Source organism: Pseudomonas sp. 1L-B-1-E-C1, assembly GCF_057291835.1.
The window spans coordinates 26,009-42,136 of record NZ_JBXAWN010000017.1 but is presented as its reverse complement, the minus strand read 5'-3'; the positions used below and the strand labels follow the sequence as shown (position 1 = coordinate 42,136).

At 60.0% G+C, this 16,128-nt stretch carries 14 protein-coding genes and 2 tRNA genes; 10 read left to right on the top strand and 6 right to left on the bottom strand.

Annotation, left to right across the window (positions count from 1 at the left end; genetic code table 11):
• Positions 1-50: 50 nt before the first annotated feature.
• Genes murI through hemA form a run of 5 tightly spaced genes read right to left on the bottom strand, consistent with a single transcriptional unit; the run spans position 51 to position 4,780 of the window.
• Positions 51-842, bottom strand: coding sequence for a glutamate racemase (gene murI / locus AC0Z4S_RS24860; RefSeq protein ID WP_485624941.1), 792 nt, complete (start codon positions 840-842; stop codon positions 51-53).
• On the bottom strand, positions 835-1,590 hold the full coding sequence (locus AC0Z4S_RS24855; RefSeq protein WP_485624940.1) for a molybdopterin-synthase adenylyltransferase MoeB: 756 nt from the start codon (positions 1,588-1,590) through the stop codon (positions 835-837). The genes murI and AC0Z4S_RS24855 overlap by 8 nt, the downstream gene beginning before the upstream one ends.
• Positions 1,584-2,414 carry a peptide chain release factor N(5)-glutamine methyltransferase gene (prmC, locus tag AC0Z4S_RS24850; protein WP_485624939.1) on the bottom strand — a complete coding sequence of 277 codons (831 nt, stop codon included), beginning with the start codon at positions 2,412-2,414 and terminating at the stop codon, positions 1,584-1,586. Before prmC ends, AC0Z4S_RS24855 begins: the two co-directional genes overlap by 7 nt.
• Positions 2,415-3,497: a peptide chain release factor 1 gene (gene prfA / locus AC0Z4S_RS24845; RefSeq protein WP_485624938.1), complete on the bottom strand. Its 1,083-nt coding sequence runs from the start codon at positions 3,495-3,497 to the stop codon at positions 2,415-2,417. It lies immediately after the preceding gene.
• Positions 3,494-4,780 (bottom strand): glutamyl-tRNA reductase, encoded by a 1,287-nt coding sequence (gene hemA, locus AC0Z4S_RS24840; RefSeq protein WP_016773209.1) that lies wholly within the window; start codon positions 4,778-4,780, stop codon positions 3,494-3,496. Before hemA ends, prfA begins: the two co-directional genes overlap by 4 nt.
• A gap of 273 nt (positions 4,781-5,053) precedes the next feature.
• Here hemA and AC0Z4S_RS24835 point away from each other — a divergent pair, with 273 nt between their 5' ends.
• From AC0Z4S_RS24835 to ychF, 8 genes are all read left to right on the top strand, one after another.
• Positions 5,054-6,778: a tetratricopeptide repeat protein gene (locus AC0Z4S_RS24835; protein WP_485624937.1), complete on the top strand. Its 1,725-nt coding sequence runs from the start codon at positions 5,054-5,056 to the stop codon at positions 6,776-6,778.
• 3 nt (positions 6,779-6,781) lie between these two features.
• Positions 6,782-7,399, top strand: a complete 618-nt coding sequence (lolB, locus tag AC0Z4S_RS24830; protein WP_485624936.1) for a lipoprotein insertase outer membrane protein LolB — start codon at positions 6,782-6,784, stop codon at positions 7,397-7,399.
• A 3-nt stretch (positions 7,400-7,402) separates the two neighbouring features.
• Positions 7,403-8,254, top strand: coding sequence for a 4-(cytidine 5'-diphospho)-2-C-methyl-D-erythritol kinase (ispE, locus tag AC0Z4S_RS24825; RefSeq protein WP_485624935.1), 852 nt, complete (start codon positions 7,403-7,405; stop codon positions 8,252-8,254).
• A gap of 37 nt (positions 8,255-8,291) precedes the next feature.
• Positions 8,292-8,366: transfer RNA gene (locus tag AC0Z4S_RS24820), tRNA-Gln, on the top strand.
• A 45-nt stretch (positions 8,367-8,411) separates the two neighbouring features.
• Complete coding sequence (locus AC0Z4S_RS24815; RefSeq protein ID WP_003171603.1) at positions 8,412-9,353, top strand: ribose-phosphate pyrophosphokinase; 942 nt, start codon at positions 8,412-8,414, stop codon at positions 9,351-9,353.
• 141 nt (positions 9,354-9,494) lie between these two features.
• Positions 9,495-10,097, top strand: coding sequence for a 50S ribosomal protein L25/general stress protein Ctc (locus tag AC0Z4S_RS24810; RefSeq protein ID WP_253495875.1), 603 nt, complete (start codon positions 9,495-9,497; stop codon positions 10,095-10,097).
• A gap of 171 nt (positions 10,098-10,268) precedes the next feature.
• Positions 10,269-10,853 carry an aminoacyl-tRNA hydrolase gene (pth, locus tag AC0Z4S_RS24805; protein WP_008079560.1) on the top strand — a complete coding sequence of 195 codons (585 nt, stop codon included), beginning with the start codon at positions 10,269-10,271 and terminating at the stop codon, positions 10,851-10,853.
• A 22-nt stretch (positions 10,854-10,875) separates the two neighbouring features.
• Positions 10,876-11,976 (top strand): redox-regulated ATPase YchF, encoded by a 1,101-nt coding sequence (gene ychF / locus AC0Z4S_RS24800; protein WP_103306068.1) that lies wholly within the window; start codon positions 10,876-10,878, stop codon positions 11,974-11,976.
• Between the two features lie 141 nt (positions 11,977-12,117).
• Here the strand turns inward: ychF and AC0Z4S_RS24795 are convergent, their stop codons facing one another.
• A complete protein-coding gene (locus AC0Z4S_RS24795; RefSeq protein WP_485624934.1) occupies positions 12,118-13,335 on the bottom strand; it encodes an MFS transporter in 1,218 nt (405 codons plus the stop codon).
• 436 nt (positions 13,336-13,771) lie between these two features.
• Between AC0Z4S_RS24795 and AC0Z4S_RS24790 the strand changes: the two genes are divergently transcribed.
• Positions 13,772-15,829, top strand: coding sequence for a methyl-accepting chemotaxis protein (locus tag AC0Z4S_RS24790; protein ID WP_485624933.1), 2,058 nt, complete (start codon positions 13,772-13,774; stop codon positions 15,827-15,829).
• A 115-nt stretch (positions 15,830-15,944) separates the two neighbouring features.
• Positions 15,945-16,021: transfer RNA gene (locus tag AC0Z4S_RS24785), tRNA-Met, on the top strand.
• The last annotated feature ends 107 nt before the right edge of the window (positions 16,022-16,128 follow it).

Genomic DNA, 16,128 nt, shown 5'->3' with positions numbered 1-16,128 from the left:
TCTGCGCTTGGTCAGAAGTTCAGCGTATTTCGAGTTATTTCACATTTTTTTTACAAGTCGAAGTTTTGCACATTCGACGCAGTTTGGCCCAGCAGCGGCAGGATTTTTCTGAAGGATCGCGAATCGGCACTGGTCCAGAACCTCGCAGGCAGGCTCGGACCTTGCGCCAGCAGATCACGCTCCGCGAGCAACCGTTGCAGCTGCCGGGCCACGGCAGCGCCGGTATCGATCAAGCTGACATCGTCGGCGATCATCGACCTTAGCAGCGGCTTGAGGAACGGATAATGGGTGCATCCCAGGATGATCGTATCGCAGCCCTGAGCCAGTAAAGGGGTGACGTAACCCTGCAGTAAAGTGCGCAATTGGACGCTGTGCAAGTCGCCATTTTCAATCAGTTCGACCAGCCCCGGACACGGCTGGGTGATGACTTTGACGTCCGCCGCAAAGCGATCGAGCAACGCGGCGAACTTGGCGCTCTGCAACGTACCTGTCGTTGCCAGCACGCCAACCACGCCACTGCGGGTCGCCGCTGCGGCCGGTTTGACCGCCGGTTCCATGCCGACAATCGGCCAGTCGGGGAAGTCGCGACGCAGATCTGCAACACCTGCCACAGTCGCGGTATTGCACGCCAGCACCAACGCCTTGGCGCCCTGCTCGCGGAAAAACCCGGCCATCACACTGCAACGTTGACGGATGAACTCCGGGGTCTTTTCGCCGTAGGGAATATGCCCGCAATCGGCGACGTAGAGCAGCGATTCGTTGGGCAGCAAACGCTGGATTTCCGCGAGAACCGACAAGCCGCCGACCCCGGAATCGAACACGCCGATCGGCGCTTCACGCATGGTGCGAGCCACAGACGCTGCAGCCCGGATCGCGCTTGACCCGCAGTTCACGGAAGCGCGAACCCAAGGCGTCGATCAGCAACAACCGCCCCACCAGCGGCTCGCCGAAACCGACCAGCACCTTCAGCGCTTCCAGCGCCTGCAGACTGCCAACCAGGCCAACCAGCGGCCCGACGACGCCGGCCTCGCTGCAGGTCAGTTCGGCTTCGCTGCCGTGACCGTACAGACAGTGGTAGCAAGGACTCTCGGCACGCCGTGGGTCGAACACCGACAACTGCCCTTCCAGACGAATCGCTGCGCCGCTGACCAACGGCTTGCGCGCGACTACACACGCGGCGTTGACCGCCTCACGGGTGGCGAAGTTGTCCGAGCAATCGAGCACCAGATCCACCGCCGCCACCGCTGCGGCAAGACAATCCTCGTCCAGCGCCCGCCGATGGGCGATCAGTTGGATTTCAGGATTGATTGCGCCAAGACGCTTGAGCGCCGAGTCGACCTTGGACATGCCGACGCTGTCTGTGTCGTGAATGATCTGCCGTTGCAGATTGGTCAGGTCCACCGTGTCGAAATCCGCCAGATGCAACTCGCCGACACCCGCTGCCGCCAGATACAACGCCACCGGTGCGCCGAGCCCACCGAGGCCGACGATCAGCACGCGGCTGGCCTTGAGCTTCAGTTGCCCGTCGATGTCGATGTGTTGCAGGAGAATCTGCCGGCTGTAGCGCAGCAATTCCTGATCATTCAGCACGGCAGGCGCCCCAGACTGATGCGTTGATGGCCGCCCAGATCGGTGCGGCTGTGGACTTCTTCAAAGCCACGAGTCAGCAGCAGATCACGCACCGCTTCGGCCTGATCATAGCCGTGTTCGAGCATCAGCCAACCACCGGCCTCCAGATGATCGGGCGCTTGCGCAACAATCAGGCGCAGATCATCGAGGCCGTCTTCACCGGCGACCAGCGCACTGGCCGGTTCGAAACGCACATCGCCCTCGACCAGATGCGGATCGGCGGCGGCAATGTACGGCGGGTTGCTGATGATCAATTGAAAGCGCTGGCCTTCAAGTGCGCTGAACCAATGGCTGCTCAGCACCGTGGCGTTGTTCAGGTGCAGACGCTGGCGGTTGCGTTCGGCCAGGGCCACGGCTTCGAGCACGCGATCCACAGCGGTGACCTTCCACGCCGGGCGCTCGCTGGCCAAGGCCAAAGCAATCGCGCCACTGCCGGTGCCCAGATCAAGAACCTTGGCCGGAGTTGCCGGCAGCAGCTCAAGGGCTGCCTCCACCAGCAATTCGGTGTCGGGACGCGGAATCAGCGTGTGCGGCGCGACTTCCAGATCCAGCTTCCAGAAGCCCTGCTGGCCGAGAATATAAGCCACCGGCTCGCCACTGCGGCGGCGTTGCAAATACTCGGCAAAGATCAGCGCAGCCTCGCTCGGCACGATGCGCTCGGGCCAGGTGTGCAGGAAACTGCGCGACTTGCCCAGTGCGGCGGCGAGGAGCAGCTCAGCGTCCAGACGCGCGGTGGGCGAGTCCGGCAGTTCGGCGGCGCGCAGCAGGCTGGCGATGATGGTCATTTATTCACCTATCGCTGCGAGCTGGTCAGCCTGGTATTCGGCCAGCAACGGCTCGATCACGGCTTCAACGCCACCGGCGAGAATTTCATCCAGCGAATACAGAGTCAGGTTGACGCGATGGTCGGTGACCCGGCCCTGAGCGTAGTTATAAGTGCGGATGCGCTCGGAACGGTCGCCGGAACCGACCAGCAACTTGCGCTCACTGGCAATGGCGTTGGCCGCCGCTGCGTTTTGCTGATCGTTGAGCTTGGCCGAAAGCCACGCCATCGCCCGGGCACGGTTCTTGTGCTGGGAGCGTTCTTCCTGGCACTCGACGACGGTGCCGGTCGGTATGTGGGTGATGCGGATTGCCGAATCGGTGGTGTTGACGTGCTGACCACCGGCCCCGGAGGAGCGGAAGGTGTCGACGCGCAGATCCGCCGGGTTGATCTCGATGGCTTCGCGCTCGTCCGGCTCGGGCAATACCGCCACGGTGCAGGCCGACGTGTGGATCCGGCCCTGAGATTCGGTGGCAGGTACACGTTGCACGCGGTGCGCGCCGGACTCGAATTTCAGCTTGCCGTAAACGTTGTCGCCTTCAATCCGGGCGATGACTTCTTTATAACCGCCGTGTTCGCCTTCGTTTTCCGAGAGGATCTCGACACGCCAGCCACGCCGCTCGGCGTAACGCGAATACATGCGGAACAGATCGCCGGAGAAGATTGCCGCCTCGTCGCCACCGGTGCCGGCGCGGATTTCGAGGAAGACGTTGCGCCCGTCGTTAGGATCCTTGGGCAGCAACATGCGCTGCAGGTCGGATTCCAGCGTGATCAGCAACTCCTTGGCTTCGCGAACTTCTTCCACGGCCATTTCGCGCATGTCCGGGTCGTTGTCCTTGAGCAGCGCCTGCGCGCCTTCAAGATCGCTTTGCACGCCGAGCAGTTTTTTATAGGCGGCCACTACCGGCTCGAGTTCGGCGTATTCCTTGGAATACGCACGGAATTTGGCCTGATCGGCAATGACTTCACCGTCGCCGAGCAGCGCGGTCAGTTCCTCGAAACGGTCCTGGAGAATGTCCAGCTTGTTGAGCAGTGACGCTTTCATTGCGGTTTTTTATCCGAAAAACTATCCGGTGAGCCCTCAAGGGCAAAGAGTTCCTGGGCCATGGCCAGCGCATCGAGGCGGCCTTCGGCAGACAGCTTTTTCAATTGCACGCTGGGCGCATGCAAGAGTTTGTTGGTCAGGCCACGGGCCAGTTGCCCGAGCACGTCTTCGGCGTTGCCGCCGTTGGCCAGCAGACGCAGGGCCTTTTGCAACTCTTCATCACGCAGGCGTTCGCTCTGTTGACGATAGGCCTTGAGCACATCGACCGCCGCCAGTTCGCGCAGGCGCACCATGAAATCGTCGGCGCCGACCGAGACCATTTCCTCCGCCGCTTGCGCTGCGCCCTGGCGGCTCTTGAGGTTCTCGGCGACCACTTCGTGGAGATCGTCGACGCTGTACAGGTAAACGTCGTCGAGTTCGCCGACTTCCGGCTCGATATCCCGCGGTACGGCAATGTCGACCATGAAGATCGGCTTGTGCTTGCGCAGCTTCAGCGCACTTTCCACCGCGCCCTTGCCGAGGATCGGCAACTGGCTGGCGGTGGAACTGATGACGATGTCGCTGCGCACCAGCTCCGCCGGAATATCTGAAAGCAGCACCGCGTGAGCGCCGAACTGCTCAGCCAACTGACTGGCGCGCTCCAGCGTACGGTTGGCGACGACGATGCGCTTGACCCCCAGCTCATGCAAATGGCGCGCGACCAGCGTAATCGTCTCGCCGGCACCGATCAGCAGCGCCTGGCTGCGCTGCAGATCGCTGAAAATCTGTTTGGCCAGACTCACCGCAGCAAACGCCACCGACACCGGGTTTTCGCCAATCGCAGTATCGGTGCGCACCTGCTTGGCGGCATTGAAGGTCGCCTGAAACAGTCGCCCCAGCAGCGGGCCAATGGTGCCGGCCTCGCGGGCCACGGCGTAGGCCGATTTCATCTGACCGAGAATCTGCGGCTCGCCGAGCACCAGCGAGTCGAGTCCGGAGGCAACGCGCATCATGTGACGAACGGCCGCATCGTCTTCATGCACATAGGCACTGGCGCGCAGCTCATCCAGGCTCAGATGGTGATAATCGGCCAGCCAGCGCAGCACGACATCGGCCGAGAGCTGATCCTGTTCTATATAAAGCTCACTGCGATTGCAGGTGGAGAGGATCGCGGCTTCGCGGCTGTCGGTCAGTCGGCAGAGCTGCTGCAAGGCCTCAACCAGCTGCTCAGGGGTAAAGGCCACGCGCTCGCGGACGTCTACTGAAGCAGTCTTGTGGTTAATACCGAGTGCAAGGAAGGCCATTCAAGGTCGCTGGTGGTGACGTGAAGCCGGCAATTGTCCTACTTCGAAAGATCCAGAACAACTACCGCTGACTATTGTCCCAATTGCCAGACCCTATAATGAGCACAATTTGGCTCCTTGTAGGAGCTGCCGCAGGCTGCGATCTTTTGATTGTGGTTTTTCGAATCACCAGCAAGATCAAAAGATCGCAGCCTTCGGCAGCTCCTACGGTTATGTTTGGCCGAAGGCTTGTGTCATGATGATCCGACCGCAGGTTAGTCGTCCTCTTCCTATATGAATAGATCTTCCGCGTTGCTCCTCGCTTTTGTCTTCCTCAGCGGCTGCCAGGCCATGGCGCCCGTTGCGCCGGACGGTACCCCGCCGGTCGAAGACACCACGCCCGCGCCTGAAAAGCCCAAGGTTTACAGCTCGTTCAGCGAGGAAACCGTGTTCAGCCTGCTGAGTGCCGAACTCGCTGGCCAGCGCAATCGTTTCGACATTGCCCTGGACAACTACGTGACCCAGGCCATCAACACCCAGGATCCGGGCGTTTCCGAGCGGGCTTTTCGCATCGCCGAATATCTGGGCGCCGATCAACCGGCCCTCGACACCGCGCTGATCTGGGCCCGCAATGCGCCGGACGATCTCGAAGCGCAACGCGCTGCCGCCGTGCAACTGGCCCGCGCCGGGCGTTACGACGACTCAATGGTCTACATGGAGAAAGTCCTGCAGGGCAAAGGCGACACCCACTTCGATTTCCTCGCACTGTCGGCCGCCGACACCGATCAGGAAACTCGCAACGGTCTGATGAAAAGTTTCGACCGCTTGCTGCAACGTCACCCGAACAACAATCAGCTGATTTTCGGCAAGGCGCTGCTGTTGCAGCAGGACGGCGACAACCAGGGCGCACTGACCCTGCTCGAAGACCATCCGCCGGAAGATGGCGAGATCGCTCCGATTCTGTTGCGTGCACGCTTGCTTCAGTTGCTCAACCGTGGCGACGAAGCGCTGCCGCTGTTGCAGAAAAACATCAGGAAGTACCCGGAAGACAAACGCCTGCGCCTGACTTACGCGCGCATGCTGGTCGAACAGGACCGCATGGACGATGCCAAAGCGGAGTTCTCCACCCTCGTTCAGCAATACCCGGAAGACGACGAACTGCGCTATTCGCTGGCGCTGGTGTGCCTGGAAGCCAAAGCATGGGATGAAGCCAAGGGTTATCTGGAAGACCTGATCGCTCGCGAAAGCCATGTCGATTCGGCGCACCTGAATCTCGGCCGAATTGCCGAAGAGCGCAACGATCCGCAAGGCGCGCTTATCGAATACGCCCAGGTCGGCCCGGGCAACGACTATCTGCCGGCACAACTGCGTCAGGCCGATATCCTCATGAGTAACGGCAAAGCCGCCGAAGCGCAGAGCAAACTGGCGGCCGAGCGTGACGAGCAGCCCGACTACGCGATCCAGCTGTATCTGATCGAATCGGAAAGCCTGTCGGCCAACAAACAGGACGACAAGGCCTGGAAAGTCCTGCAGCAAGCCCTGCAGAAATACCCGGACGATCTCAACCTGCTTTACACCCGCGCCATGCTCGCGGAGAAGCGCAATGACCTGGCGCAGATGGAAAAAGACCTGCGCCTGATCATCAAGCGCGACCCGGACAACGCCATGGCGCTCAATGCGCTGGGCTACACCCTGTCCGACCGCACTACGCGTTACGCCGAAGCCAAGACGCTGATCGAGCAGGCGCATCAGATCAACCCGGAAGACCCGGCAGTTCTCGACAGCCTCGGCTGGGTGAATTACCGCCTGGGCAATCTGGACGACGCAGAGAAATACCTGCGCCAGGCGCTCGAGCGTTTTCCTGACCACGAAGTTGCGGCGCACCTGGGCGAAGTTCTCTGGGCCAAGGGCAATCAACGCGAAGCCAAACAAGTGTGGGGCAAGTTCCTCAAGGACCAGCCCGACAGCACCATTCTGCGCAGCACCATCAAGCGCCTGACCGGATCCGAGACTCTTTAACCCATGTTTTTGCGCCACGTTATTGTTTTCAGCTTCATCGCCCTGCTCGCCGGCTGCTCGGGCTTCAGCACTCGCGAATCGGTCGAAGGCCACGGCAGCCCGGCCCAGTGGGCGGCGAACAAACAACAACTGACCGGTCTTGATGGCTGGCAGATCGACGGCAAGATCGGCATCCGCGCACCGAAGGATTCCGGCAGCGGCACGTTGTTCTGGCTGCAGCGTCAGGACTACTACGACATTCGCCTGTCCGGCCCGCTGGGTCGTGGCGCGGCACGCCTGACCGGGCGGCCGGGCAAAGTGTCACTGGAAGTCGCCAATCAGGGCCGCTACGAATCGCAATCGCCCGAAGCCCTGCTCGAAGAACAGCTTGGCTGGAAATTGCCGGTGTCGAATCTGGCCTGGTGGGTTCGTGGCCTGCCGGCTCCGGAGAGCAAAAGTCGCCTGAACCTGGACGCCGACAGCCGTTTGGCCAGTCTTGAGCAGGACGGCTGGAAAGTCGAATACACCGCCTACACCGAACAGAATGGTTATTGGCTGCCCGAACGCATCAAGCTGCACGGCACCGACCTCGACGTGACGCTGGTGATCAAGACCTGGCAACCGCGCAAGTTGGGACAATAAAGCATGACCGCTGCACGCCTGACTCTGCCCTCACCGGCCAAACTCAATTTGATGCTGCATATTCTTGGTCGCCGTGAAGACGGTTATCACGAATTGCAGACGCTGTTTCAGTTCCTCGACTACGGCGATGAAATCAGTTTCGCCGTGCGCGATGACGGCGTGATCCAGTTGCACACCGAGTTCACCGGCGTGCCCCACGACAGCAACCTGATCGTGCGGGCGGCGAAAATGCTGCAGCAACAATCCGGCTGTTCGCTCGGCATCGACATCTGGATCGACAAGGTGCTGCCCATGGGCGGCGGTATCGGCGGCGGCAGCTCGAATGCGGCGACGACTTTGCTCGGTCTCAACCATCTCTGGCAGTTGGGCTGGGATGAAGATCGCCTGGCCACACTGGGCTTGTCGCTAGGTGCCGACGTGCCGGTTTTCGTCCGTGGTCACGCGGCGTTTGCCGAGGGCGTCGGCGAGAAACTCACCCCGGTCGACCCCCAAGAACCGTGGTATCTGGTACTCGTGCCGCAAGTCTCTGTTAGTACGGCAGAAATTTTTTCCGATCCTTTGTTGACACGTAACACACCGCCCATTAAAGTGCGCCCCGTTCCCGAGGGAAACAGTCGAAATGACTGCTTGCCGGTGGTAGCAAGGCGTTATCCAGAGGTACGTAACGCATTGGATTTGTTAGGTAAATTTACCGAAGCAAAGCTCACCGGAACTGGAAGTTGTGTGTTTGGGGGCTTCCCAAGCAAAGCTGAAGCTGATAAAGTCTCGGCCCTTCTGACAGAGACCCTTACAGGGTTTGTAGCGAAAGGAAGCAACGTTTCGATGTTGCATCGCAAGCTGCAAAGTCTGCTCTAAAGGAATCAAGTGCCCGGCACTTGAAAGCAACAGATACAGGGGCGTCGCCAAGCGGTAAGGCAGCAGGTTTTGATCCTGCCATGCGTTGGTTCGAATCCAGCCGCCCCTGCCATTTTCTCTACTCATCCAGGTTACCCTCAGCCTCTAGGTACTGCGCGTGTCCAAGATGATGGTCTTTACGGGGAATGCCAACCCCGATCTGGCTCGGCGTGTCGTACGTCAGCTGCATATCCCTCTCGGTGACATCTCTGTCGGCAAGTTTTCCGACGGCGAAATCACAGCCGAGATCAATGAAAACGTTCGCGGTAAAGACGTCTTCATTATTCAGCCGACCTGCGCTCCGACCAACGATAACCTGATGGAACTGGTAGTGATGGCTGATGCCTTCCGCCGCTCCTCGGCTACTCGTATCACTGCTGTTATTCCTTATTTTGGTTATGCCCGTCAGGATCGCCGTCCGCGTTCCGCACGTGTGGCCATCAGCGCGAAAGTCGTCGCTGACATGCTTACCGTAGTCGGCATCGACCGTGTTCTCACGGTTGATCTGCATGCTGACCAGATTCAGGGCTTCTTCGATATTCCGGTAGATAACATCTACGGCTCCCCGGTTCTGGTGGATGACATTGAAGATCAGCGCTTCGAAAACCTGATGATCGTGTCCCCGGACATTGGTGGCGTCGTGCGTGCACGGGCCGTTGCCAAATCCCTGGGCGTCGATCTCGGGATCATCGACAAACGCCGTGAGAAAGCCAATCACTCTGAAGTGATGCATATCATCGGTGATGTCGAAGGGCGTACCTGTATTCTCGTCGATGACATGGTCGATACCGCCGGCACTCTGTGCCACGCGGCCAAGGCCCTGAAAGAGCATGGCGCAGCCAAGGTCTTTGCCTACTGCACACACCCTGTGCTGTCGGGCCGGGCCATCGAGAATATCGAAAATTCCGTGCTGGACGAGCTGGTGGTCACTAACACCATCCCGCTGTCCGCTGCAGCACAAGCCTGTGCACGTATCCGTCAACTGGATATCGCACCGGTTGTTGCCGAAGCGGTTCGCCGCATCAGCAATGAAGAATCGATCAGCGCGATGTTCCGTTAAGGGCCCTGCCCTTCACGAAATGTCTCGTTGACGAAAAGCGCCCCGCCCCGGCATTCCTGTCGGGGCGGGGCTTTTTTGCCCATACCGTGTTCGGCGCTGGTCGCAAACGCCACTCGGTCATGGCTATTTTGGAGATACAAAATGAACGATTTTACTCTGAATGCTGAAGTGCGTTCCGACCTGGGGAAAGGTGCGAGCCGCCGCCTGCGTCGTCTCGCAAGCCTGGTTCCAGCTGTAGTTTACGGTGGCGACAAAGCCCCTGAATCCATCAGCATGCTGGCCAAGGAAGTTGCCAAACTGCTCGAAAACGAAGCGGCTTACAGCCACATCATCGAGCTGAACGTTGGTGGCACCAAGCAGAACGTCATCATCAAGGCTCTGCAGCGTCACCCGGCCAAAGGCCACGTGATGCACGCTGACTTCGTACGCGTTGTTGCCGGCCAGAAACTGACCGCCATCGTGCCTGTGCACTTTGTTGGCGAAGAAGCTCCAGTCAAGAAAGGCGGCGAAGTTTCGCACGTTGTTGCCGAGATCGAAGTTTCCTGCCTGCCAAAAGATCTGCCTGAGTTCATCGAAGTCGACCTGTCGAACGCAGAAATCGGCACCATCATTCACCTGTCGGACCTCAAAGCTCCTAAAGGTGTTGAGTTCGTTGCTCTGGCACACGGCGATGACAAGGCTGTTGCCAATGTCCACGCTCCACGTGTTGCTGCAGAACCTACCGAAGAAGGCGCAGCAGAGTAATTCACTCTGTTTAGCCTGAGTGAGCAAGTAACATCGCGGACTGGAACGTAGCGAGAAAGCGGGCGAGAACGCGGAGTTTACATCCATGGTAAATGAGCATTTTTCGTCCACTTTCGCCGCTTTCCCTGATCGCGGCGATGTTATCCACCACTCAAAGGAAGGGCCCCTATCGTGACTGCCATCAAACTGATCGTTGGCCTGGGAAATCCAGGCGCTGAATACGACCAGACCCGGCATAACGCAGGGGCCCTTTTTGTTGAGCGCATCGCCCACGCACAGAATGTGAATCTTGTGGCCGATCGCAAATATTTCGGCCTGACCGGGCGCTATTCGCATCAAGGTCAGGATGTTCGTCTGCTGATTCCCACCACCTACATGAACCGCAGCGGCCAGGCCGTGGCTGCACTCGCCGGTTTCTTCCGCATCAAGCCTGAAGAAATCCTCGTGGCGCATGACGAACTCGACTTGCCTCCGGGCGTTGCCAAGCTCAAGCAGGGCGGCGGCCATGGCGGTCACAACGGGTTGCGCGACATCATTGCGCAACTGGGCAATCAGAACACGTTCTACCGCCTGCGGCTCGGCATTGGCCACCCGGGCGTTGCCAGTATGGTTTCAAATTTCGTCCTGGGTCGTGCGCCACGCGCCGAACAGGAAAAACTCGATGCCAGCATCGACTTTGCCCTCGGCGTGCTGCCGGATATCCTCGCCGGGGAATGGAACCGCGCGATGAAAAACCTGCACAGCCAGAAGGCCTGACTTTTACCCGAGGGGAAACACCATGGGATTCAATTGCGGCATCGTCGGCCTGCCTAACGTCGGCAAGTCCACCCTGTTCAACGCCCTGACCAAATCCGGTATCGCGGCCGAGAACTTCCCCTTCTGCACCATCGAGCCGAACAGCGGCATCGTGCCGATGCCGGATCCTCGTCTGGAAGCTCTGGCGGCCATCGTCAATCCGAAGCGCATCCTGCCGACCACCATGGAATTCGTCGACATCGCCGGCCTCGTCGCTGGCGCCTCGAAAGGTGAAGGCCTGGGCAACAAGTTCCTGGCCAACATCCGCGAAACCGACGCTATCGCTCACGTCGTGCGCTGCTTCGAAGACGACAACGTGATCCACGTTTCCAATAGCGTCGACCCGAAACGCGATATCGAAATCATCGACCTGGAACTGATCTTCGCCGACCTCGACAGCTGCGAAAAGCAACTGCAGAAAGTCGCGCGCAACGCCAAGGGCGGTGACAAGGACGCCGTGGTTCAGAAGGCCCTGCTGGAGCAACTGATCGCGCACTTCACCGAAGCCAAGCCGGCACGCAGCCTGATGAAGAACATGAGCGCTGACGAAAAGGCAGTGATCAAGGGCTTCCACCTGCTGACCACCAAACCGGTCATGTACATCGCCAACGTCGCTGAAGACGGTTTCGAGAACAACCCGCACCTGGACGTGGTCAAGGCCATCGCCGAAGAAGAAGGCGCCATGGTCGTTCCGGTGTGCAACAAGATCGAAGCGGAAATCGCCGAGCTGGATGACGGCGAAGAAAAAGACATGTTCCTCGAGGCCCTGGGCCTGGAAGAGCCTGGTCTGAACCGCGTGATCCGCGCCGGCTACGAAATGCTCCACCTGCAGACCTACTTCACCGCCGGTGTCGAAGAAGTCCGCGCCTGGACCGTCAAGGTCGGTGCCACCGCACCACAGGCTGCTGGCGTGATCCACACCGACTTCGAAAAAGGCTTCATCCGTGCCGAAGTCATCGCCTACAACGACTTCATCCAGTACAAGGGCGAAGCCGGCACCAAAGAAGCCGGTAAATGGCGCCTGGAAGGCAAGGATTACATCGTCAAGGACGGCGACGTGATGCACTTCCGCTTCAACGTCTAAGCGCTACGCCCAAGAAAAAGCCGCGTTTGATACGCGGCTTTTTTGTGCCTGAAAATTGTTAAAAGATCGCAGCCTTTGGCAGCTCCTACAGGTGCACATCAAGCCCATGTAGGAGCTGCCGAAGGCTGCGATCTTTTGATCTCAGGCCTTTCTGGTACGCGGGAGAAAGATTGCCAATACACCAAACAAGGGCAAGAACGAGCACAGGAAATACACATACTCAATCCCATGCACATCCGCCAGATGCCCGAGCAGCGCCGCGCCAATCCCGCCGAAACCAAACATCAGGCCGAAGAAAATCCCGGCGATCATTCCGACATTGCCCGGCACCAGTTCCTGCGCGTACACCACAATCGCCGAGAATGCCGACGCCAGAATGAAACCGATCACCACGCTGAGAATACTGGTCCAGAACAGATCGACATGCGGCAGGATCAGGGTGAACGGCGCGACGCCAAGGATCGAAAACCAGATCACTGCCTTGCGCCCGATCTTGTCGCCAATGGGCCCGCCGAAGAAGGTCCCCGCCGCCACTGCGCCCAGGAAGAGGAACAGGTGCAATTGCGAGCTGGCCACCGACAGGTCGAATTTCTCGATCAGGTAGAAGGTGAAGTAGCTGGTGAAACTGGCCATATAAAAATACTTGGAGAACACCAGCAGCCCCAGCACTACCAAAGCACTGGTCACCCTGCCCTTCGATAAGCCGTGCGTCGCGGCTTGGCCGGCCTTCAGCTTGAACAGGTTGAGGTGATTGGCGTACCAGCGACTGATGCGGTACAGCACGAACAGCGCAAACACCGCGAACAGGCCGAACCACGCCACATTGCCTTGGCCGAAGGGGATGATGATCGCCGCCGCCAGCAACGGGCCGAACGCGGAACCGGCATTGCCGCCGACCTGGAACGTCGACTGTGCCAGACCAAAGCGCCCGCCCGAGGCCAGCCGCGCAACACGCGAGGCCTCCGGGTGAAAGGTCGATGAGCCAATGCCGATCAGCGCCGCCGCCAGCAGAATCAATGGAAAGCTGCCGACCACCGACATCATCAGAATGCCGATCAAGGTACACACCGTGCCCGCCGGCAACAGCCACGGTTTCGGGTGTCGATCGGTGTGATAACCGACCCACGGCTGCAACAGCGACGCGGTCAGCTGGAACGTCAAGGTGATCAGGCCGACCTGAGTAAACGTCAGGCCATAGTTGGCTTTGAGCATCGGGTAGATCGATGGCAGAACTGACTGGATCAGGTCGTTGATCAAATGCGCCAGCGCCACGGCGCCAATGATGCGCATCACCAGTGGACTGCTTTGGGGAGTAGCGGTCGCCGAGGCAGCGGCGGTCTGAACGTTGCTGATAGCCATGGAAGTTTCCGGACAGCAGATGGGTGCACGCAGGCAGGTGCGTCAATGTGCCATTTTTCGGTGCGTCAGCGCCATCCCCTTAGCCAGCTAACTAAGTTATTGATGACACACCACCGTGTAGGAGCTGCCGAAGGCTGCGATCTTTTGACTTTGACTTTCAAGAGCAAGATCAAAAGATCGCAGCCTTCGGCAGCTCCTACACGGGGGGCACTGGCGGAAAGGTGATAGCGCAACGCCATGGTCTGAATCTTGCCTTGCTTCTGCCCTTGAACACGATCGCCTTACAAAGGCGTTCGACAATGGGAAGTTTCGCTACAGAGCCGGCCTACAGAGCGGGCGAGGGTGAACTTTCGAGGCCTTTTAGAGGGCACGGGTCGCGGGTGAAACGTTCGCGATGCACGCCAATGGTGCGTGGTGTCCAGAGGAGTCATGAGGCATGCAGGCTTTTCTTTCACCGGGGATCAAATTGCTGGGGCGGTTTGGCTTCGCAGGTAAATTCCAATTGTTGTTTCTGCTGTTCATTCTGCCGCTGGCCGGCAGCCTGTTGATGATCGGCCATGACTATCGCGAGAAGCTCAACCTGATCGCCGGCGAACGTGCCGGCGTGGGTCAATTGCTTGCGCTGGATGCGCTGGACAACCTGCTCGCCGCGCAACGCGACCGCGCCGCCCGCTGGCGCGCCACCGAGACCAACCGTCAACCGACACCGGCCACCCTCGCCGCCATGGCCGCGTTCGATGGCGTGCAACCGGCGGTGCTGCAAGCCACCACGGAGCTGGGCAATGCCCTGAACCAGCAAGGCGCCGACGGCGAAATCATCGCGCGCTATCAGGCGCTGCAAACCGCGCTCAATGGCCTGGATTCGAAAAGCCTCAGCAGCGTCGGCTGGTGGCCGGACGGTTATGACCGTTTCACCAACGCTCTGGCCGCGCTGCAAGCCTTGCGCGAGCAGATCGTCATGGACAATCGCCTGACCCTCGCGCCGTGGCTGGAAACCTACCTGCTGACGCAGATTTCCACGCAGCACGCGCCGGACCTGATCGAGCGGGTCGGCCGTCTCGCCGCGGTCGGCCAGGCCTCGGTCGTCTCCGGCCAGTTCACCCTGCAGAGCCGCCTGCAGTTGCGCGACCTGCGCAGCCGCATCGGCGACGCCCGCGAGCAACTGGCGAAAACCGCCGGCTTGCTGGAGGCGCGTCTGCCAGTCGAGCTACAAGCCTGGGCCGGGCAATACCACGACAGCCTTAAACACCTCGACAGCGGTTTGAAAGTCCTCGACGACGGCGTGTTCGGTGGCAGCATCAACCTCAAGCCGGAAGACTTCGAACGCAGCCTCGACGCGTTGCTCACCGACCTCGCCTCGCTGCGCCAGCAATCACTGGTCGCGCTGGATCAGCGGCTCGACGCCTATTACAGCTCGGCGATCCGCCAGTTCATCGTCGTCGCGGCGATTTTCGGGTGCCTGCTGTTGGCGGCGTTGTACCTGTTCGTCTGCCTGCAAGCCTCGATCCGCCGCAGCGCCAGCGGGATCACCCTGCTCGCCGAAGCCTTGCGCGACGGCAACCTGAGCTTGCAAGTGCCGGTAGAGGGCCGCGATGAGCTGGCAGCGATCAGCACCGCACTCAACGTTGCCGTGGTGCAACTGCGCAGCAGCATGCTCGGCGTTGATCACGAAACCTCGCAGTTGAGCAACGCGGTGCGCAGCCTCAACCAACACTCCAGCGGCGCCCTCAGTGAAGTCGAGGCGCAGCAGTTGCAGATCAGCCAGATCGCAGCGGCCGCCACGCAATTGGCCGCGACCTCGCAGGGCGTCGCGCAGAGTTGCGAACAGGCTTCCGGCAGCGCCCAGCACACCCGGCGAATCGCCGCCGACAGCAGCCGCGACAGCCAGCGCACCACGGCAAGCATTCAACAGCTCAATCAGCGCCTGAACGATACTGCCGCCGCACTCGGCCGGGTCAGCGAGCAAGGCCAGCAGATTCAACTGGTCGTGGACACCATTCGCGGCGTCGCCGAGCAGACCAACCTGCTTGCACTCAACGCAGCCATCGAAGCCGCGCGCGCCGGCGAACAGGGTCGCGGCTTTGCCGTGGTCGCCGACGAGGTGCGCAGCCTCTCGCAACGCACGCAATCGTCCACCGCACAAATCGCCGGCACCGTCGACAGCCTGCGCGCCACGGTCAACGAAGCCGTGAGCCTGATGGAAGCCGCCTGCGGCCAAGCCCAATCAGACGCCGAAGCGGTCACCGGACTCGGCGAACGCCTGGGCGAAATCGCCAGCGCCGTGCAGAGCGTCACCGACACCCTGGCGCAGATCGCCACGGCAGTCGAAGAACAGGCCAGCACCGCCGACGAAGTCAGCGGCAATATCCAGCAGGTCGATCAGGCAGCGGTGCGTTTGCTCGAAGGCGCACGCGCCGTGAACCTCGCGGCAGACACCTTGAGCCAGGGCAGCGAGGCCTTGAGCGCCAATACCGCCAGATTCCAACTGCGCTGACGCCCTCCCCGGCCCCGATTTTCGGGGCCCGAGGATAAGCGGTTGAAAACAGGAAGAAATATTTTCGATTTACGCTTGACGCTTTGCCATTTCAGGGGAATAATGCGCGCCACTTGGCTACATAGCTCAGTTGGTTAGAGCATAGCATTCATAATGCTGGGGTCCGGGGTTCAAGTCCCTGTGTAGCCACCAAGTACTAAAAACGGCTTACCGAAAGGTAGGCCGTTTTTTTATGCCTTGAGAAAAGTTGCGCCCTGCTTCACTCGCAACCTACCGCTTAATGTCAGCGGTTCAATGCC

Excerpts from the sequence above, each read along its gene's own strand:
- murI (WP_485624941.1), bottom strand. The coding sequence starts at position 842 with ATGCGTGAAGCGCCGATCGGCGTGTTCGATTCCGGGGTCGGCGGCTTG.
- prmC (WP_485624939.1), bottom strand. The coding sequence starts at position 2,414 with ATGACCATCATCGCCAGCCTGCTGCGCGCCGCCGAACTGCCGGACTCG.
- prfA (WP_485624938.1), bottom strand. The coding sequence starts at position 3,497 with ATGAAAGCGTCACTGCTCAACAAGCTGGACATTCTCCAGGACCGTTTC.
- hemA (WP_016773209.1), bottom strand. The coding sequence starts at position 4,780 with ATGGCCTTCCTTGCACTCGGTATTAACCACAAGACTGCTTCAGTAGAC.
- AC0Z4S_RS24835 (WP_485624937.1), top strand. The coding sequence starts at position 5,054 with ATGAATAGATCTTCCGCGTTGCTCCTCGCTTTTGTCTTCCTCAGCGGC.
- lolB (WP_485624936.1), top strand. The coding sequence starts at position 6,782 with ATGTTTTTGCGCCACGTTATTGTTTTCAGCTTCATCGCCCTGCTCGCC.
- ispE (WP_485624935.1), top strand. The coding sequence starts at position 7,403 with ATGACCGCTGCACGCCTGACTCTGCCCTCACCGGCCAAACTCAATTTG.
- AC0Z4S_RS24810 (WP_253495875.1), top strand. The coding sequence starts at position 9,495 with ATGAACGATTTTACTCTGAATGCTGAAGTGCGTTCCGACCTGGGGAAA.
- ychF (WP_103306068.1), top strand. The coding sequence starts at position 10,876 with ATGGGATTCAATTGCGGCATCGTCGGCCTGCCTAACGTCGGCAAGTCC.
- AC0Z4S_RS24795 (WP_485624934.1), bottom strand. The coding sequence starts at position 13,335 with ATGGCTATCAGCAACGTTCAGACCGCCGCTGCCTCGGCGACCGCTACT.
- AC0Z4S_RS24790 (WP_485624933.1), top strand. The coding sequence starts at position 13,772 with ATGCAGGCTTTTCTTTCACCGGGGATCAAATTGCTGGGGCGGTTTGGC.